18 protein-coding genes are annotated in these 17,289 nt (G+C 74.2%); 15 read left to right on the forward strand and 3 right to left on the reverse strand.

Annotated elements, in window-relative coordinates:
- Positions 1-42: 42 nt before the first annotated feature.
- From KLI87_RS17225 to KLI87_RS17235, 3 genes are all read right to left on the reverse strand, one after another.
- On the reverse strand, positions 43-1,290 hold the full coding sequence (locus KLI87_RS17225; RefSeq protein ID WP_214617846.1) for a hypothetical protein: 1,248 nt from the start codon (positions 1,288-1,290) through the stop codon (positions 43-45).
- 114 nt (positions 1,291-1,404) lie between these two features.
- Positions 1,405-3,186 (reverse strand): ABC transporter ATP-binding protein, encoded by a 1,782-nt coding sequence (locus KLI87_RS17230; protein WP_156218435.1) that lies wholly within the window; start codon positions 3,184-3,186, stop codon positions 1,405-1,407.
- Positions 3,183-5,033 carry an ABC transporter ATP-binding protein gene (locus KLI87_RS17235; protein ID WP_250903998.1) on the reverse strand — a complete coding sequence of 617 codons (1,851 nt, stop codon included), beginning with the start codon at positions 5,031-5,033 and terminating at the stop codon, positions 3,183-3,185. The genes KLI87_RS17230 and KLI87_RS17235 overlap by 4 nt, the downstream gene beginning before the upstream one ends.
- Positions 5,034-5,219: 186 nt before the next feature.
- On the opposite strand from KLI87_RS17235, the gene KLI87_RS17240 reads away from it, so the two are divergent.
- From KLI87_RS17240 to KLI87_RS17310, 15 genes are all read left to right on the forward strand, one after another.
- Positions 5,220-5,966 carry a TIGR03085 family metal-binding protein gene (locus tag KLI87_RS17240; RefSeq protein ID WP_156218433.1) on the forward strand — a complete coding sequence of 249 codons (747 nt, stop codon included), beginning with the start codon at positions 5,220-5,222 and terminating at the stop codon, positions 5,964-5,966.
- Between the two features lie 253 nt (positions 5,967-6,219).
- Entirely contained in the window at positions 6,220-6,426 is a 207-nt protein-coding gene (locus KLI87_RS17245) for a cold-shock protein (protein ID WP_018657218.1), read from the forward strand.
- Between the two features lie 175 nt (positions 6,427-6,601).
- The gene (hisI, locus tag KLI87_RS17250) at positions 6,602-6,985 is read left to right on the forward strand and encodes a phosphoribosyl-AMP cyclohydrolase (RefSeq protein ID WP_156218432.1); all 384 of its coding nucleotides are present in this window, start codon (positions 6,602-6,604) and stop codon (positions 6,983-6,985) included.
- Positions 6,982-7,635 carry a Trp biosynthesis-associated membrane protein gene (locus KLI87_RS17255; RefSeq protein WP_214617848.1) on the forward strand — a complete coding sequence of 218 codons (654 nt, stop codon included), beginning with the start codon at positions 6,982-6,984 and terminating at the stop codon, positions 7,633-7,635. Before hisI ends, KLI87_RS17255 begins: the two co-directional genes overlap by 4 nt.
- Positions 7,632-8,309 carry a response regulator transcription factor gene (locus KLI87_RS41555; RefSeq protein ID WP_214617849.1) on the forward strand — a complete coding sequence of 226 codons (678 nt, stop codon included), beginning with the start codon at positions 7,632-7,634 and terminating at the stop codon, positions 8,307-8,309. Before KLI87_RS17255 ends, KLI87_RS41555 begins: the two co-directional genes overlap by 4 nt.
- Positions 8,310-8,384: 75 nt before the next feature.
- Positions 8,385-8,828 (forward strand): DUF2752 domain-containing protein, encoded by a 444-nt coding sequence (locus tag KLI87_RS17265; RefSeq protein WP_308166049.1) that lies wholly within the window; start codon positions 8,385-8,387, stop codon positions 8,826-8,828.
- Between the two features lie 92 nt (positions 8,829-8,920).
- Positions 8,921-9,724, forward strand: a complete 804-nt coding sequence (gene trpC / locus KLI87_RS17270) for an indole-3-glycerol phosphate synthase TrpC (protein WP_156218430.1) — start codon at positions 8,921-8,923, stop codon at positions 9,722-9,724.
- Between the two features lie 118 nt (positions 9,725-9,842).
- Positions 9,843-11,057, forward strand: a complete 1,215-nt coding sequence (gene trpB, locus KLI87_RS17275; RefSeq protein WP_214617850.1) for a tryptophan synthase subunit beta — start codon at positions 9,843-9,845, stop codon at positions 11,055-11,057.
- On the forward strand, positions 11,054-11,866 hold the full coding sequence (gene trpA / locus KLI87_RS17280; protein WP_214617851.1) for a tryptophan synthase subunit alpha: 813 nt from the start codon (positions 11,054-11,056) through the stop codon (positions 11,864-11,866). The genes trpB and trpA overlap by 4 nt, the downstream gene beginning before the upstream one ends.
- Before the next feature lie 224 nt (positions 11,867-12,090).
- Positions 12,091-12,582: a vitamin K epoxide reductase family protein gene (locus tag KLI87_RS17285; RefSeq protein ID WP_156218427.1), complete on the forward strand. Its 492-nt coding sequence runs from the start codon at positions 12,091-12,093 to the stop codon at positions 12,580-12,582.
- Between the two features lie 57 nt (positions 12,583-12,639).
- Positions 12,640-13,416: a thioredoxin domain-containing protein gene (locus KLI87_RS17290; protein WP_156218426.1), complete on the forward strand. Its 777-nt coding sequence runs from the start codon at positions 12,640-12,642 to the stop codon at positions 13,414-13,416.
- Positions 13,417-13,560: 144 nt separating this feature from the next.
- Positions 13,561-14,361 carry a thioredoxin domain-containing protein gene (locus KLI87_RS17295; protein ID WP_173390849.1) on the forward strand — a complete coding sequence of 267 codons (801 nt, stop codon included), beginning with the start codon at positions 13,561-13,563 and terminating at the stop codon, positions 14,359-14,361.
- Between the two features lie 11 nt (positions 14,362-14,372).
- Positions 14,373-15,641, forward strand: coding sequence for a prolipoprotein diacylglyceryl transferase (gene lgt, locus KLI87_RS17300; protein ID WP_214617852.1), 1,269 nt, complete (start codon positions 14,373-14,375; stop codon positions 15,639-15,641).
- A 23-nt stretch (positions 15,642-15,664) separates the two neighbouring features.
- Entirely contained in the window at positions 15,665-16,387 is a 723-nt protein-coding gene (locus tag KLI87_RS17305) for a VIT1/CCC1 transporter family protein (protein WP_214617853.1), read from the forward strand.
- A gap of 81 nt (positions 16,388-16,468) precedes the next feature.
- Positions 16,469-17,278 (forward strand): hypothetical protein, encoded by an 810-nt coding sequence (locus KLI87_RS17310; RefSeq protein WP_214617854.1) that lies wholly within the window; start codon positions 16,469-16,471, stop codon positions 17,276-17,278.
- The last annotated feature ends 11 nt before the right edge of the window (positions 17,279-17,289 follow it).

The raw sequence follows: 17,289 nt of genomic DNA on the forward strand, positions 1-17,289 counted from the left end.
CGTCCCGCGCCGGGCGGGTTCAGCCGGCGGGCGGACGGGGGTTCAGAGGGCGCGCGCGGCGGCCGCCGCCCGGATGTCGTGGTCCTCGGCCGTGTCCAGATGCAGGCGTTGCAGGCGGACGCGTGTCTCGTCGGTCAGTGGCGCGAGCCGGACGGCCTCGCGGCGGACGCCCTCCTCGCAGTCCCACAGCCCCTCGACCGTGTAGGACTCGGCGGTGTGCGGGGCGGTGCGGGTCAGCGCGGTCAGGATGCGCGGGCGCAGGTAGGCGTAGGTCGACTCGGTCCAGGCGGTCTTCAGCAGCGGGACGGCCTCGCCCGCGCGCAGCCGGCCGAGGCCCTCGATCGGGTTCGCGGCGTCCCACCACTCGCGGCGGCCGACGGCGCCGCGCAGCTCGTCCATGAGGAAGGGGATGTCCTGCCGGGTGCCGTAGCGGGCGAGGATCCGCAGCCCCATGTCCTCGCAGCCGCCCCGCTGCGCCGCCCACGTGCGCGCCCGGGGCAGCGTCTCGGGCCCGTACTCGCGCAGCGCCCGGCAGACGGCCCCGCCGAACCTGCTGGGTCTGGCGGGGAGCAGCTCCTCGGCGAGGTCGAGCAGCGCGAGCGTCCGGCGGCGGCCCAGCTCGAAGATCGCCCCGATCGAGCCCTCGCCCTGCCGCCGCGCCAGCTCCAGCAGCTCGGCCTCGGTGCGCTCGCCGCCCCGCGCGCCCGCGCCCGCCGGCCGGCGCGCCCGGCCCGCCTCCCGCCGCCGGGCCAGCGCCCGCGCGATCCGCGGCTGCCGCGCCGCCCACGTCTCGATCACCGGGTTGTAGCCGCCCGGTATCAGCATGCCGAGCGTCCGGTCGTCGCAGCGCGCGGCGGCCAGCTCGTCCAGCCCGATCGTGAGGGCCGGGTCGCCCAGCTCCACCAGCACGTCCAGCGCGTCGAACCAGTGCGCGCCCTCCTCGGCGTAGCGGCGCAGCAGCAGCCCCGCCTCCCGCCTGCTCAGCCGCACGAGGTGGGACAGCACGTCCAGCGCCAGCTCGACCCGCCAGTCGTCGGGGTCGCTCTGGTCGACCGGGTCGAACAGGTGCTCGGCGACCGGCCCGGACGGCAGTTCGAGATCGACCATCAGGCGCGCGTAGTACAGCCCCCGCGACTCGCACTGCGGATCCCACCGGGGATCGCGGCGTATGCAGTCGTAGACGAACTCGCCCGCCCCCGCGCTGTCGGCCGCGCGCCGCGCGGCCCTGCCCAACCCCCGCTGCAACTGTCCGTGCAGCGTGCCCGCCGATTCCAACACCTTGTCGCTCACCCCAGCAGAATGCGCACTCAAGCAGATAACGGGCAAGTGCTTTACCCCTGGCCGTGCTGTCCTCACTGTCCGAGACCGGTCCGGTACCGCGCGGGCACCGGCCCCAGCACGGTCTCAGATACCCCGCTGCGCCGTCCAGGACGCGTACAGGTCGGCGTAGACCCCCGGCTCGGCGACCAGCTCGGCGTGCGGCCCGCGCTGCACGATCCGGCCGGCGTCGAACACGATCACCTCGTCGGCGGCCTCGGCGGTGGACAGCCGGTGCGCGATGGAGATCGCGGTGCGGCCCCGGGTGACGCCGTCCAGCGCGCGCTGGATGCGGACCTCGGTCGCCGGGTCGACGGCCGAGGTCGCCTCGTCCAGCACGAGCAGGTCGGGGCCCGCGACGTAGGCGCGGGCCAGCGCCACGAGCTGGCGCTCGCCCGCCGACAGCGACTCGCCGCGCTGCCCGACCGGGGTCGCGAGGCCGTCGGGGAGCCCCTCCAGCCAGTCGGCGAGGCCCAGTTCCGCCAGCGCGGCCGCGAGGTCGCCGTCGGACGCGTCCGGCCTGCCGTAGCGGATGTTGTCGGCGAGCGAGGCGTCGAACAGGAAGCCGTCCTGCGGCACCATCACGACGCGCTCCCGCAGGGAGGAGAATCTGACCCGGTCGAGGGGGACGCCGTCCACCAGCACCCGCCCGGACGCGGGGTCCATGAGCCGGGTGAGGAGCTTGGCGAACGTGGTCTTGCCCGACCCGGTCTGCCCGACGATCGCGACGCGGCTGCGCGGCGCGATCGTCACGTCCACGTCGTGCAGGACGGGCGGCCCGCCCGGGTAGGCGAACCCGACGGAGTCGAACCGCACCTCGATCGGCCCGCGCGGCAGGGACTCGCCGCCCTCGCCGGGGTCGGCGACGTCGGGCACGGTGTCCAGCACGCCGAGCACCCGCCGCCACCCCGCGATGGCGTTCTGCGCCTCGTTCAGCACCTCGGTGGCGGTCTGCATCGGGCTGACGAACAGCGTGACCAGGAACAGGAACGCGACCAGCTCACCGGCGGTCAGGTGCCCGCCCACGCCCAGCAGCACGCCCGCCACGACGACGGCGGCGGTCGCCAGCGCGGCGACCAGCTCGCTGACCGGGAACGTGAGCGCGACCATGGCCTGGGCGCGGGTCTGCATGCGGCGGTGGGTGTCCACGGTCTCGTCCACGCGCCGCCCGGTGCGCTCCTCCGCCGCGTAGGCGCGGATCACCGGCGCGCCCACGACCGACTCGCTGACGGCCGCCAGCAGGTCGCCCATGCGCTCGCGGACCCGCGTGTAGGCCGCCGACACGATCCGCTGGAACCGGCGCAGCACGAACGCCAGCGGCACGAACGCCACCCACACCAGCAGCGCGAGCTGCCAGGAGTAGACGAGCATGAGCACGCTCGCCACGACCAGCTGGCCGATCGAGACGATGAACATGAGCCCGCCGGACTGCATGAAGTTGCTGATCTGGTCGACGTCGCCCGTCACGCGCGACACCAGCGCCCCGCGCCGCTCCCCGCTCTGGGTGAGCATCGACAGGTCGTGGACGTGCCGGAACGCCTTCACCCGCAGCGAGGCCAGCCCGCCCTCGGACGACTTGTAGAGGCGCACGTTCATCGCGTACGCGCACAGCGCCGTCAGCAGCACGGCGACCGCGCACAGCAGCACCGCCGTCCGGATGAACGGCAGGTCGGGCCCGCCCGCGCGGTCCAGGCCCTTGTCGATCGTCTGCTGGACGGCGATCGGCACCACCACCCGCCCGGCCGTCGAGGCCAGCGCGAGCGCCAGCGTCACCGGCAGCCCGGCCCGGAACTCCGGGCTCAGCGCCAGCCCGCGCCGCAGCGTGCTCAGCGCGCCCTCCGTCGTGGACGTCCCGCTCAGCGTCGTCATGCCACGGCCTCCTCGCCGCCCCCGGCGGCCCCCCGCTCGATCTCCTGCCCGGCCTCCTGCCCGGCCTGCTGCTCGGCCTCCTGCTCCGCTTCGGCCCGCTCGTAGGCGTTGACCAGGTCGCGGTAGCCCTCCGACGTCTCCAGCAGCTCGGCGTGCGCGCCGCGCGCGGTGACCCGCCCGCGCTCCAGGTAGACCACCTCGTCGGCCAGCCCGATCGTCGCCTTGCGGTAGGCGACGACCACGACGGTCACGCCCGAGCCGTCCCCGGCCGACTGCGCCTCCCGCAGGCCCTGCAGGATGCGCGCCTCGACCTGCGGGTCGACGCTGGAGGTCGCGTCGTCCAGGACGAGCAGCCGGGGCCGCCGCACCAGCGCGCGCGCCAGCGCGAGCCGCTGGCGCTGCCCGCCCGACAGCGTCGCGCCCCGCTCGCCGACCTGCGTGTCGAGCCCGCCGGACAGGCCCGCGACGAACCCGTCGGCCTGCGCGAGGCGCAGCGCCTCCCAGACCCGTTCGTCGGGGACGTCCAGCCCGAGTGTCACGTTCCCCCGCACGGTGTCGTCGAACAGGAACGTCTGCTGCGGGACGAGCGCGGCCGACGCGGCCACGCCGCCCCGCCGGACGTCGCGCAGGTCCACGCCGTCCAGCAGCACCGAGCCGTCCGCCGGGTCGACCAGCCGGACCAGCAGCGACGTCAGCGTGGACTTGCCCGACCCCGTCGGGCCCACCACCGCGACCGTCCGGCCGGGGGCGGCGGAGAACGACACGTCGTGCAGGACCTCGCGCCCGCCCCCGCCGCCCTCGGCGGCGCCCTCGAACGCGAAGCGGACGCCGCGGACCTCCAGCGCCGCCGCCTTGTCCTCCCCGAGCGCGGCGCCGCCGAAGGGGAGGGAGCCGCTCGCGTCCAGGACGCCGCGCACCCGCTCCCAGCCGACGACGCTGCGCGGCACCTCCGCCAGCACCCAGCCGAGCGCCCGGATCGGCCACGCCAGCAGCGTGAACAGGTAGGAGACGTGCACCAGGTCGCCCGCCGTCATCGCGCCCGAGTCCAGCCGCATCGACCCGATCAGCAGGACCGCGAGCACCCCCAGGTTCGGCAGCGCCTCCAGCACCGGGTCGAACATGCCCCGGATCCGGCCGACGGCCACGTTCGCGTCCCGCAGCTCCTCCGCGCGGGCCCGGAACCGCTCCGTCTCGTCCTGCTCGCGGCCGAGGGTCTTGACGACCAGGCCGCCCTCGAAGCTCTCGTGCGCCACCTCGCTGACCTCGGCGCGCAGCCGCTGCGCCCGGGTCGCCACCGGCGACAGCCGGCGCTGGTAGGCGACGTTGACCAGCGCGATCGCCGGGAAGATCAGGAACGCGACCGCCGCGACCGCGAGGTCGGTCGCGATGATCGACGCCGCCGCGATCAGCAGCATGAACACGACGCCGACCGCCATCGGCAGCGGCGCGAGCGGCGCCCACGTCGCCTCCACGTCGGCGTTGGCGTTGGACAGCAGCTGCCCCGTCGGGTGCCGGTGGTGCCAGGCCAGCGGCAGCCGCAGGTACTGCCGGGTGACCGCGCGCCGGTAGGACGCCTGCATGCGGTACTGGACGAGCCCCGCGTAGAACCGGCGGCCCGCCACGCCCAGCGCCTTCAGCGCCGCGACGCCGACGATGGCCGTCGCGGCGCCCGCCAGCGCCCCGGCCGTCGTGTGCCCCGACCGGAACGCCGGGAGCACGACCTCCTCGGTCGCCCAGCCCAGCACCTGCGCGGTCGTCACCGTCATCGCCGCGTACAGCGCGCTGGCGAGCACGGAGACCGTGAAGGCGCGGGGCTCGGCCCGCACGGCCACCCACAGCACGCGCATTCCCTCGCGCAGGACGGGTGGGCGGGCGCGACTGGACGCTGGCGGCACGGCGTACTCCTCGATCGGCGGCGCCCGGGGGAAATGCCCCCAGAGTTCCGCGCTCGGGGGGTATGCGGGCCTGGATATGCCTACCATCCGCCGGGGATGCTTATTCCCGGCGCGGTCGCCCCGGCCTACGATCATGCAATGAGCACGCCCGACGACGACGCCGCGGTTGGCCCTCGAAGGCAACGGCCCGGCGGCCACTCCCGGGGGACCGATCCGGTCCGCGAGGAGCGGCGCGCGCTGGCCGCCGCGCTCGCCGCCGCGGGCCCGGACGCGCCCACCCGGTGCGCGGGCTGGGACGCCCGTGACCTCGCCGCCCATCTCGTCGTCCGGGAGGGGCGGGTGGACGCCGGGCCGGGAATACTCCTGCAGCCGCTCGCCTTCTACACCGAGCGCGTCAGGCGGCGCGCGGCGCGCACCGTCCCCTTCGATGTGCTGGTGGAACGGTTTCGGCAGGGTCCGCCGAAGTTCTCCCCGGCAGCCCTTCCCGGTATGGACAAAATCGCCAACGGCGTGGAGTTCTTTGTCCACCATGAGGACGTCCTGCGTGCGGGCGCGGACTGGGAGCCCAGGGAGCTGTCGGGCGAACTAGAGGAACTCCTCTGGCGCAGGATAAAAATTGCCCGCTTTGTCCTAAGAAAAGTTCACGTTGAGGTAACGCTGGTGCAGCCGGACGGGCGCAGCCTGCGGGTCTCCGGCGGCGACCGGCGCGGACGCGGCGGCCCGCGCCGCGCGGCGGGGCGGGGCGTGCCGGGCCCCGTGCGCGTCCATGGTCCCGTAGGGGAACTCGTCCTGTGGGCCGTCGGCCGCCGGGACGCGGCGCGCGTCCGGCTCACCGGGCCCACGGACTCTGTCAAGACCCTGACCGAGACCGGTTGGAGTCTTTAACGGGCAGGTAACGGCAGGGTTCGCCGAGAGAAGAAACGCAAGCCTTGTAGCTCCTCCGCTTTACGTGGAACCGGTGATACGGTGGGGCCCGTCGGTTGCAGTCGTGGTTCTCGATCGTTTGTCCAGACGCCCGCGGACTGATGGCAGCGGGCGTTTTGGCTTTTCCGGGACCGTACCGGGGGCGAGGGCGTTCCGCAGCGACCGCGCCGGGCCCGCGAGGTGTGGGCCCGTGTTTTGCCGCAAGGAGAAAGACATGCCCCAGCAGGGCACCGTGAAGTGGTTCAACGCCGAGAAGGGCTTCGGTTTCATCGCCGTGGACGGCGGCGGTCCCGACGTCTTCGTGCACTACTCGGCCATCCAGTCCTCCGGATACCGCACGCTGGACGAGAACCAGCGCGTCCAGTTCGAAGTGACGCAGGGTAACCGGGGGCCGCAGGCAGACCAGGTCGTCCCCCTGTAAGGCCCGTAGTCGTACGTCAGGGCCCGTCCCCTCTCCGGGGACGGGCCCTTTCGTGTCCCGGGGCCGGTGGCTCGTGTCCCTGGGAACGGGGCTTCGCGCCCCCAGGACGGCGCGCTTCGCGCGTGCGCGCGGGGGTGGTCCCGCCCTCGCCGCCGCAGCGGGCACAATGGAGCCCATGTCCGTTCGACCGTCCAACCTGGACCAGAAGATCGCAGACCGGCTGAAGCGCGACCCCGCCGGGCTGCTGCCCGCCATCGCCCAGCAGTACGACACCGGTGAGGTGCTCATGCTCGGCTGGATGGACGACGAGGCCCTGCACCGCACGCTGACCACGGGCCGCTGCACCTACTGGTCGCGCAGCCGCCAGGAGTACTGGGTGAAGGGCGAGAGCTCGGGGCACCAGCAGTGGGTCAAGTCGGTCGCGCTGGACTGCGACGCCGACGCGATCCTCGTCAAGGTCGACCAGGTCGGCGCCGCCTGCCACACCGGCGACCGCACGTGCTGGGACGCCGACCCCCTCACCGCCGTGGTCGGGGAACGCCCTGACTCCGGCTCATGACCCCCGGGCGCGAACGCGGCCTGACGGCGCTGCTGTGCGCCGCCGGGTCCGGGCTCGCCCTGCTCGCCGCCGGGCGGACCTGGGCCACCGTGCACGCCGGGGACTCGATCACCCCCGTCGCGCACCAGCTCAGCGGCCGTGACCTCGGCGGCGCGCCGGGCGCCTGCGCGCTCGCGGGCCTGGCGGCGCTCGCCGCGCTGTTCGCCACCTCCGGCCGCGTCCGCGCCGCCATCGGCGCCCTGACCGCCGCGTTCGGCGCCGGCGTCGTGTACGCCTCGACCGCCGCCGTGCGCGACTCCCGCGTGCTGGACGCGGCGGGCGAGCGCAGCACGCTGGTCAGCCTCGACGCGCATCCGGCGATCGACGTGAACCTGTGGTGGATGGTGTCGGTGACCGGCGGGGTCGTCCTCGCGGTCGGCGGCCTGCTCACGCTGGTCCGCGGCGCCCGCTGGCCCGGGATGTCGTCCCGCTACGACCGCGCCTCCGGCCGCCGCGCCCCGGCGCCCGCGGCCGCGAAGGCCGCGGCGGCCACCGGCGACGCGGGGGCCACCGGCGAGGCGGGCGAGGAGGCCGGGGCCGACGCGTCCGCCCTCTGGAAGTCCCTCGACCGAGGTGAGGACCCCACCGCGCGCCGGTCCGGCCGCCCGTGACCGCCGACCCGGGCGGGCCCGGCGCCGGGGTCGTCCTCGTCGCCGAGCACGACCCCGCCGTCGCCGAGCTCCAGCGCCGCTACCTCGCCCGCGAGGGCTTCGAGGTGGAGATCGAACCCGACCCGGCCGCGGCGCCCGCCACCGCCGGACGCGCCGCGCCCGACGTCGTCGTCCTCGACCTCTCGGTGTCCGCCCTTCCCGCCGACCTGTACCGGCGCGTCGCCGACGCCGCCGCGCCCGCCCCCGTCATCGCGGTCACCGGGCCCGTCGACGCCGCCCTCGCCCGCGTCCTCGGCGACCGCCGGGTCGAGCGACCCTTCGCGCCCCGCGTCCTGGTCGGCGCCGTCGCCGAGGCGCTGCGCGGCACCGGGATCCCCGAGCCGCCCGGCCTGCTGCACGCCGGTCCCGTCGCGCTCGACACCCGGGGCCGCTCCGCCAGCGTCGGCGACCGCCGCGTCGCGCTCACCGTCACCGAGTTCGACCTCCTGGAGTTCCTCATGGGCAACCCGGGCCGCGTCTTCACCCGGGAGCAGCTCCTCGACGCCGCCTGGGGGCCGGGCGCCGGGGCGGGCAGCCGCACGGTCGACGTCCACGTCGCGCAGCTCCGCGCCAAGCTGGGCGAGGACAACCCCATCCGCACCGTCCGGGGCGTCGGCTACGTCCTCGACAGGTAAGGCGATGGCGGACAGGGCGGCGGGCAGGCTGGCGGGCAGGGCGGCGGGCAGGGCGGCGCGGTCTAAGGTTGGGACGTGACCCGAGTGCCCGTCCAGCCGCCGCGCCCATCCGGTGAGCGGGCGCCGCTGCGGGCCCTGCGCCCCCAGCTGCTCGTGGCGGGCGCGGTCGCGGCGGGCGCGGTCGTCGTCGCCTTCCGCGACCCGAACGAGCCGGGGCACTACCCGGGGTGCCCCTTCCTGGCGATGACCGGGTACTACTGCCCCGGGTGCGGGGCGACCCGGCTCGTCCACGCGCTCACCCACGGGGACGCGGGCACGGCGTTCGGCTTCAACCCGCTGCTGTTCCTGCTGCTGCCGGTGTTCGCGTACATGTACCTCCGGTGGACCTACCTGGCCTCGCGGGGGCTCCCGATGAGGTCCCTCCTGTTCAGGCCCGTGATCGCGTACGGGTTCGTCGGGGTGCTCGCGGTGTACTGGATCGTCCGGAATCTGCCCTTCGGTCATGCCCTTGCCCCCTGAGCGGGCGGGCGGGGGCTCCCGGGTGCCGGGACCGTCCGGAGGGGCGGCTACGATCGGTGCACGGAACGACCGGAAATAGGGGGCCTATCACCTTGAGCGTGCTGGACGAGATCATCGAGGGCGTCCGGGCCGATCTCGCTGACAGGCAGCGTGAGGTTCCGCTCGACGCACTCAAGGAGAAGGCCGCGCAGGCCCCGTCCCCGCGCGACGCGCTCGCCGCGCTGCGCGGGCAGGGCGTGTCGGTCATCGCCGAGGTCAAGCGCAGCAGCCCGTCCAAGGGCGCGCTCGCCGCGATCGCCGACCCGGCCGCGCTGGCCCGCGACTACGAGGCCGGCGGCGCGCGGGTGATCAGCGTGCTGACCGAGCGGCGCCGCTTCGGCGGCAGCCTCCAGGACCTCGCCGCCGTGCGCGCGAGCGTCGACGTCTCCGTCCTGCGCAAGGACTTCATCGTCAGCTCCTACCAGCTCTGGGAGGCGCGGGCCCACGGCGCCGACATGGCGCTGCTGATCGTGGCCGCGCTGGAGCAGGACGCGCTGGTGTCGCTGGTGGAGCGTGCCGAGTCCATCGGGCTGCTGCCGCTCGTCGAGGCGCACACCGAGGAGGAGGCGGCGCGGGCGGTCGAGGCGGGCGCCAAGGTCATCGGCGTGAACGCCCGCGACCTGCGCACCCTCCAGGTCGACCGGGGCGTGTTCGCCCGGGTCGCGCCGCTGATCCCCAAGGACGTCGTCAAGGTCGCCGAGTCCGGCGTGCGGGGCCCGCACGACCTGCTCGCCTACGCCTCCAGCGGCGCCGACGCGGTGCTGGTGGGGGAGAGCCTGGTGATCGGCAAGGACCCGCGCGCCGCCGTCGCCGACCTGGTCGCCGCGGGCGCGCACCCGGCGCTCAGGCAGGGCTAGGCCGGCGGTAGGGTGACGGGCATGCTGGCAGAGCCGCTGCGGGAGCGATGGCGGGCCGTCCCGATCCACTGATCAGACGGCCCCTTCTCTCGACTTCCCGACAGGACGCGTTTCCCTCATGACCACCGACACCGCCGTCCCCGACGCGAGCGGCCACTTCGGCCCCTTCGGCGGACGGTTCGCGCCCGAGGCGCTGATGGCGGCCCTGGACGAGCTCACCCGCGAGTTCGAGACCGCCAAGAACGACCCCGCCTTCACCGCCGAGCTGGACGACCTGCTCGCGAACTACGCGGGCCGCCCGAGCCTGCTGACGGAGGCGAGGCGCTTCTCCGAGCACGCGGGCGCCCGCGTGCTGCTCAAGCGCGAGGACCTCAACCACACCGGCTCCCACAAGATCAACAACGTGCTGGGGCAGGCGCTGCTCACCCGGCGGATGGGCAAGACCCGCGTGATCGCCGAGACGGGCGCGGGCCAGCACGGCGTCGCGACCGCCACGGCGGCGGCACTGCTCGGCCTGGAGTGCACCGTCTACATGGGCGAGGTCGACACCGAGCGCCAGGCGCTCAACGTCGCCCGCATGCGGATGCTGGGCGCCGAGGTCGTCCCCGTCCGCACCGGCAGCAGGACGCTCAAGGACGCCTGCAACGAGGCGTTCCGCGACTGGGTCGCCAGCGTCGAGCACACCCACTACTGCATCGGCTCGGTGATGGGCCCGCACCCGTTCCCGACGATGGTCCGCGACTTCCAGCGGATCATCGGGGTCGAGGCGCGGCGGCAGTGCCTGGAGCTGACCGGCGCCCTGCCCGACGCGGTCGTCGCGTGCGTGGGCGGGGGGTCCAACGCGATCGGCGCGTTCCACGCCTTCGTCCCGGACGCCTCCGTCCGGCTGTACGGGTTCGAGGCGGGCGGCGACGGCGTCGCCACCGGCCGGCACGCCGCGACGCTGGTCGGCGGCTCGCTCGGCGTCATCCACGGCATGCGCACCTACCTGCTTCAGGACGGCGACGGCCAGACCATGGAGACCCACTCGATCTCCGCCGGCCTCGACTACCCCGGCGTCGGCCCCGAGCACTCCTGGCTGCACGAGTCCGGGCGCGCCGAGTACCGGGAGATCACCGACGCCGAGGCGATGGAGGCGTTCGCGCTGCTGTGCCGGACGGAGGGGATCATCCCCGCCATCGAGTCCGCGCACGCGCTCGCGGGGGCCCTGAAGGTCGGCAGGGAGTTGGGGCCGGACGCCACCGTCGTGGTGTGCCTGTCCGGGCGCGGCGACAAGGACATGCACACGGCCGCCTCCTTCTTCGGCCTGATGCCGGAAGGGGACGTCGAATGAGCGTCCGGGACGCCTACGACAGGGCCCGCGACGAGGGCCGCGCCGCGCTCGTCGGCTACCTGCCCGCCGGGTTCCCCTCGGTCGAGGGCGCGGTCGAGGCCGCCACCGCGATGGTCGACGCGGGCTGCGACGTCATCGAGATCGGCCTGCCCTACACCGACCCGATGATGGACGGCCCCACCATCCAGGACGCCGTCCACCAGGCCCTCGTCGGCGGCGTCCGCGTCGCCGACGTGTTCCGGACCGTCGAGGCCGTGGCCGCCACCGGCGCCCCGACCCTCGTCATGACGTACTGGAACCCCGTCGACCACTACGGTGTCGACGCGTTCGCGCGCGACCTGGCCGCGGCGGGCGGCAGCGGGCTGATCACGCCCGACCTGACGCCCGAGGAGGGCGGCGCCTGGCTCGCGGCGTCCGAGGAGCACGGGCTCGACCGGGTCTTCCTCGTCGCGCTCAGCTCCACCGACGAGCGCATCGAGACCGTGACCGGCGCGTGCCGGGGGTTCGTGTACGCGGCGTCGCTGATGGGCGTCACCGGCGCCCGCACCGCCGTCGACACCGGCGCGCCCCGGCTCGTCGAGCGCACCCGGGAGATCATCGGCCGGTCCGGCGCGCGGCTGCCGATCGGCCTCGGGCTCGGTGTCGGCAACGGCGCGCAGGCGGCCGAGGTCGCCGGGTTCGCCGACGGCGTGATCGTCGGCTCGGCGTTCGTCCGGCGGCTGCTGGAGGCCCCCGACCTCGCGTCCGGGATCGCCGGGGTCCGGGCGCTCACCGAGGAACTGGCCGCCGGGGTCCGCAAGGGCGCCTGAGGCGCCCGAGGCGGCAGCGCCCCCCGAGGCGCGTCGGGGCGTCCGTGAACGGCTGTGCGGATGTGGCAAACGTCCACGGAATTACGGAGCCTTTTCGTTTCCGTGGACGTTTTCCTCCGTTCTGGGAACTCGACGCCGCCGGCGCACGGTTCATGCTTGTGGCGGCCCCGCTCTCCCGTAGGGTGTGTTCGCCGGCGCAGCGAGGCGGTCCTGGAAGGATCACGATGACGCGAGAGATGACGGCCCGGGAACGGGCCGGGACGGCGAGCGAGCCGCCCCGGCCGCTGTGGTTCCAGGCCGCGGCCTGGGTGCTCACCCTGGCCGGGTTCGGGATCTCGGTGTACCTGACGATCTCGCACTACCACGAGGAGGCGCTGACCTGCTCGGCGTCGGGCACCGTCGACTGCCACGCCGTCACCACCAGCAAGTACTCGACGCTGGTCGGGATCCCGATGCCGCTGCTCGGGCTGGCCTTCTTCGTCGGCTTCGCCGCGTTGATCACGCCGTGGGCGCTGCGCTCGCCGTGGCCGCCCCTGCGCTGGGGACGGCTGCTGGCCGTCTGCACGGGCGTGCTGATGGTCGTCTACCTGGTCACAGTGGAACTGGCGATCCTGCACAAGATCTGCCTGTGGTGCACCGGCGTCCACGCGATCACCGTCGTGCTGTTCCTACTCGTCCTGTTCGACGAATTCCGGCGGATCGGTCAGGTCGACTAGTCTCGCCGGGACCACGCCGCGCGGCAGTCGCGGCCCCCATCCCTAGGAGAACCACCCATGAGCAAGGCCGCACGAGAGCGGTCCGCGCGCGAGAAGCTGGCCGCCGAGCGCAAGCGGCAGGCGGCGCGGCAGAAGCAGCGGCGGCTGCTCGCGATCGTCGTCGGGGCCGTGGTCGCGGTCGCCGTGGTCGTCGTGGCGGTGGTCATCGTCATGGACCAGCGCGACAAGAACGGCAAGGCGGAGGTCCACCAGGGCGCGCTCGCCCCGCTCAGCCGCGACGCCGACGGGTCCATCGTGATGGCCAAGGCGGGCGTGACCAAGCCGGTCCTGGAGATCTTCGAGGACTTCCAGTGCCCGATCTGCAAGCAGTTCGAGGAGAAGAGCGGCGAGACCGTCCAGCAGCTCGCGGCCGAGGGCAAGGTCAAGGTCGTCTACCGGCCCTTCCATCTGTTCGGCCAGATGAAGGACCCGATCAAGATCAACTCGCTGCGGTCGGCCGAGGCGGCGCTGTGCGTGCCCGCCGACAAGTGGGTCTCCTACCACGACGCGCTGTTCAAGTTCCAGCCCAACGAGGGCTCCAAGGGCTTCTCGCCGGACGACCTCGTCAAGTGGGGCAAGGACGTCGGCGTCACCGACCCGAACTTCGAGAAGTGCGTCCGGGACGAGCAGAAGAAGGCCCAGGTCGACCAGATGACCAAGTACGCCCTGGAGACCCGCAAGGTCGAGGGCACCCCGACGGTCTTCCTGGACGGCAAGCAGCTCGACCTGCAGAGCCAGCTCATGAACCCCGGCGACCTCAAGGCGGCCATCGCCCAGGCGGGCGGCGGCAAGTGACCGCCACCGGCTGACCCGCTCGCCCGGCGAGCATCGCGCGCCGCGCCGTTCCGCAGGGAACGGCGCGGCGCGCGCGTCCGTCCGCCCCCGCGCTCGTACGCTGCTCAGCAAGCATCTGACCGGCCGATCGGGGGATCGATGAGCATGGCCGAACAGGAGGAGTCCGCGCGCCACCGGCATGTGGACGAGCGGGCGAACGCCTACGCGAGGGGACGGCGCCGGAGGGCGCTGGTGGTCCTCCTCGGGGCCCTGGCCGTCACGGCGACGGCGGTGGCCCTCGTCGTGGTGGTGCTGGGGCGGGACGACGGGACCCGCGTCGGGGAGTACAAGGGGGCGCTGGCGCCGGCCGTCCGGCAGCCGGACGGGTCGGTCGCGATGGCGCGGCCGGGCGTGACCGCGCCCGTGCTGGAGCTGTACGAGGACTTCCAGTGCCCCGCGTGCCTGGCGCTGGAGGAGCGCCAGGGCGGGACGCTCAAGGAGCTCGCGGCGCAGGGCCGGGCCAAGGTCGTCTACCGGCCGTTCCAGCTGTTCCAGCAGGACCCGCTCATGTCCAACTCGCGGCGCGCCGCGAACGCCGCCCTGTGCGCGCCCGCCGACCGGTGGGTGAAGTACCACGACGCCCTCTACGCCAACCAGCCCGCCGAGGGCGAGATCGGGTTCACCGAACCGGAGCTGATCAAGCTGGCGGCGCAGGTCGGCGTGACCGGCGCCGAGTTCGCCGACTGCGTGAGCGGGCAGCGGATGATGGAGGGGGTCGACCAGTCCTCCGCCCACGCGGGCAGGGTCGGCGTGAACTCCACCCCGTACCTGGCGCTGGACGGCAGGAAGGCCGGTGACGACCTGCTCGGGTCGCCGGACGCGCTGCGCGAGGCCGTCGCCGGGGCCCGGATGGACGCCCCGGCCCCGCATGGCGGGAATGCCCCGGGAGACGCCGCGACGCGGTAACGTTCACGCCCATGCAGCCGCTCGCCTTCATCCCGAGCCCGTCCCAGGGCGTCTGGCACCTCGGGCCCGTACCGATCCGCGCGTACGCGATCATGATCATCATCGGTATCGTCGTCGCGGTCTGGCTCGGCGAGCGGCGCTGGGCGGCCAAGGGCGGCGCGCCCGGCGTGATCGTGGACGTGGCGGTGTGGGCCGTCCCGTTCGGCCTGGTCGGCGGGCGGCTCTACCACGTGATCACCGACTACCAGCGCTACTTCGGGGAGAACGGCGAGCCCGCGCACGCGCTGGAGATCTGGAAGGGCGGCCTCGGCATCTGGGGCGCCGTCGTCCTCGGCGCGGTCGGCGCGATCATCGGCTGCCGCCGCCGGGGCATCTCGGTGCTGGCGCTCGGCGACGCGGTCGCGCCGGGGATCGCGCTCGGCCAGGCGATCGGCCGCTGGGGCAACTACTGGAACCAGGAGCTGTACGGGCGGCCGCTCGACTCCTTCTGGGCCCTCAAGATCGACCGGGAGCAGCGGCCCCGGCTGTCGGACGGCGGCCTCGCCCCGCTCGACCCGAAGTACGCCGACGTCGCGACCTACCACCCGACGTTCCTGTACGAGTTCCTGTGGTGCATCGGGGTCGCGGTCCTCGTGATCTGGGCCGACCGGAAATTCAAGCTCACGCACGGGCGCGCGTTCTTCCTGTACGTCGCCGCCTACACCGTCGGGCGGTTCTGGATCGAGGCGCTGCGCATCGACGACGCCCACCACTTCCTCGGCATGCGGCTGAACGACTGGACCTCGATCGTCGTCTTCGTGGGCGCGGTCGCCTACCTCTACCTGGCCCGCGGCCGCACCGGCGTGGAGGCCGTCGGGCAGGAGCCCGCGGACGCCCCGTCCGGCGGAGGGGCGGAGCCCGAGGGGGAGCCGGAGGCCGAGCCCGGGGCGAAGGCCGAGCCCGGGGCGAAGGACGAGGGGCCCGCCGAGGAGCCGGACGAGCCGGAGGCCGAGGCGGGCGAGCCCGAGCCCGGACCGGAGCCCGAAAGCGGCGAGCCGGAGGCTCCCAGGGACGAGACGTCCGAGGAAGCCCCCGAGCCCGCCGAGGCCGAGGCCGAGGACGGGCCCGAGGACGCCCCCGAGGGCGACCCCGAGGGCGGGCAGGACGCGGAGAAGGGCGCGAAGGGCGTCGGGCAGGACCCCGCCGGCGCGGCGGACGGCGAGCCCGGGGACAATGACGGCGACGACGACGCCGCGTCCGAGGACGCGGCGAAGGGGGAGCCCGTCAAGGACGGGAAGTAGACGCGAAGGGGTCCGGCGGCGAGGTGACCAGCGAGCGAACCGGCAGCCGGACCCCGGAGAACCACCACCAGCACCGCGACGTCAGCGGCGGCTGGCTGCGGCCCGCGGTGTTCGGCGCGATGGACGGCCTGGTGTCCAACTTCGCGCTGATCGCGGGCATGGCGGGCGGGCAGGGCGGCCAGAAGGTGGTCCTGCTGGCGGGGCTGGCCGGGCTCGCGGCGGGCGCGTTCTCGATGGCGGCGGGGGAGTACGTCTCCGTCGCGTCCCAGAGCGAGCTGGCGCAGGCCGAGATCGAGGTGGAGCGGCTGGAGCTGGCCCGGCACCCGGCGGCCGAGGAGCGGGAGCTGGCGGAGGTCTTCGAGGCGCGCGGCGTCGACCCGGCGACGGCCGCCGAGGTCGCCCGGCAGCTGTCCCGCGACCCCGACGAGGCGCTGGAGGTCCACACCCGGGAGGAGCTCGGGGTGACCCCGGGCGACCTGCCCTCGCCGGTGCTGGCGGCCGGGTCGTCGTTCCTGTCGTTCGCGGTGGGCGCGCTGCTGCCCGTGCTGCCCTACCTGCTGGGCGCCTCCTCGCTGTGGCCCGCCGCCGTGCTCGCGGCGCTCGGGCTGTTCTGCGCGGGGGCGCTGGTGTCGCGGGTGACCTCCCGCGCCTGGTGGTACGGGGGGTTCCGGCAGCTCGCGTTCGGCGGCGCCGCGGCGGCGATCACCTACGGGGTCGGCGCGCTGATCGGCGCCAACGGCCTTTAGCCCGGTGGACGGTGCCAAAGAACCCGGATGAAACGCCCTTTTGGCCACGCGGGGGCGGTGCGGACCGCTAAGCTCCGGGGCGTGATCGAGGCTCGTGACACCGGTTCCCCCCAGCAGGCCCCCGGCGAGGGCGGACGGGACTTCTGGCCCGCGGACAAGCCCGGCCGCAAGCCCCCGAACCGCAAGCTGCTGTACGGCGGGGCGGCCGCGCTGGTCGCGGTGGTGGTCGCGATCGCCGCCGTGCTGCTGCTCGGCGGCGGCGGGGACGGCGGCAAGGCGCCGCGCGACGTCCTGCCGACCGCCTACACGCCCGACTTCAGCGGCGAGGGCTTCACCGCGATCGCCTCGCGGCAGGCCGACAAGCGCCCCGTCAGCGAGGGCGAGGCGCTCGGCGGCGACGCCAAGAGGCTCACCTCGGGCAAGTACGCCTTCACGCTGGGCGCCTCCAACGTGACCTCCGACTGCAAGAGCGCCACCTGGGGCGCCCGGCTCCAGGGCGACCTCGCCAAGCTCGGCTGCACGCAGATCGTGCGCGGCGCCTACGTCAGCTCGGACAAGAAGTACGTCGGCCAGTTCATCGCGATCAACATGGCCGACGAGGAGGGCGTGAAGCAGGTCCAGCGCGACCTCGACCGGGCCACCGGCGCGGGCTGGGTGCGGCCGCTGAACCCGCCCGGCGTCCCCGAGTTCGGTGCCGGGTTCAGCGCCGCCTACGCCAAGACCTACGGCCACTACGTGGTGATCACCTGGGTGGAGCGGGCCGGCGGCGTCCAGCCCGCCTCGCTCAACGAGATGATCGATGTGAGCCTGGTCATCGAGAAGCCCGCCGACTTCGTGTGGGGACGCCTCGACCTGGTCGGCGGCGGGACCGGCGGCGGGAAGCGGCCGTGACCCGGCGGCGG

Origin of the sequence: Actinomadura sp. NEAU-AAG7, assembly GCF_018603865.1 — a bacterium.
GTDB classification, from domain to species: Bacteria; Actinomycetota; Actinomycetes; order Streptosporangiales; family Streptosporangiaceae; genus Spirillospora; species Spirillospora litoris.

What these genes read in the sequence shown, in the direction of transcription:
- KLI87_RS17230 (WP_156218435.1), bottom strand. Translation starts at nt 3,186, where the DNA reads ATGACGACGCTGAGCGGGACGTCCACGACGGAGGGCGCGCTGAGCACG.
- KLI87_RS17235 (WP_250903998.1), bottom strand. Translation starts at nt 5,033, where the DNA reads ATGCGCGTGCTGTGGGTGGCCGTGCGGGCCGAGCCCCGCGCCTTCACG.
- KLI87_RS17240 (WP_156218433.1), top strand. Translation starts at nt 5,220, where the DNA reads ATGAGCACGCCCGACGACGACGCCGCGGTTGGCCCTCGAAGGCAACGG.
- KLI87_RS17245 (WP_018657218.1), top strand. Translation starts at nt 6,220, where the DNA reads ATGCCCCAGCAGGGCACCGTGAAGTGGTTCAACGCCGAGAAGGGCTTC.
- hisI (WP_156218432.1), top strand. Translation starts at nt 6,602, where the DNA reads ATGTCCGTTCGACCGTCCAACCTGGACCAGAAGATCGCAGACCGGCTG.
- KLI87_RS17255 (WP_214617848.1), top strand. Translation starts at nt 6,982, where the DNA reads ATGACCCCCGGGCGCGAACGCGGCCTGACGGCGCTGCTGTGCGCCGCC.
- trpB (WP_214617850.1), top strand. Translation starts at nt 9,843, where the DNA reads ATGACCACCGACACCGCCGTCCCCGACGCGAGCGGCCACTTCGGCCCC.
- trpA (WP_214617851.1), top strand. Translation starts at nt 11,054, where the DNA reads ATGAGCGTCCGGGACGCCTACGACAGGGCCCGCGACGAGGGCCGCGCC.
- KLI87_RS17285 (WP_156218427.1), top strand. Translation starts at nt 12,091, where the DNA reads ATGACGCGAGAGATGACGGCCCGGGAACGGGCCGGGACGGCGAGCGAG.
- KLI87_RS17290 (WP_156218426.1), top strand. Translation starts at nt 12,640, where the DNA reads ATGAGCAAGGCCGCACGAGAGCGGTCCGCGCGCGAGAAGCTGGCCGCC.
- KLI87_RS17295 (WP_173390849.1), top strand. Translation starts at nt 13,561, where the DNA reads ATGGCCGAACAGGAGGAGTCCGCGCGCCACCGGCATGTGGACGAGCGG.
- lgt (WP_214617852.1), top strand. Translation starts at nt 14,373, where the DNA reads ATGCAGCCGCTCGCCTTCATCCCGAGCCCGTCCCAGGGCGTCTGGCAC.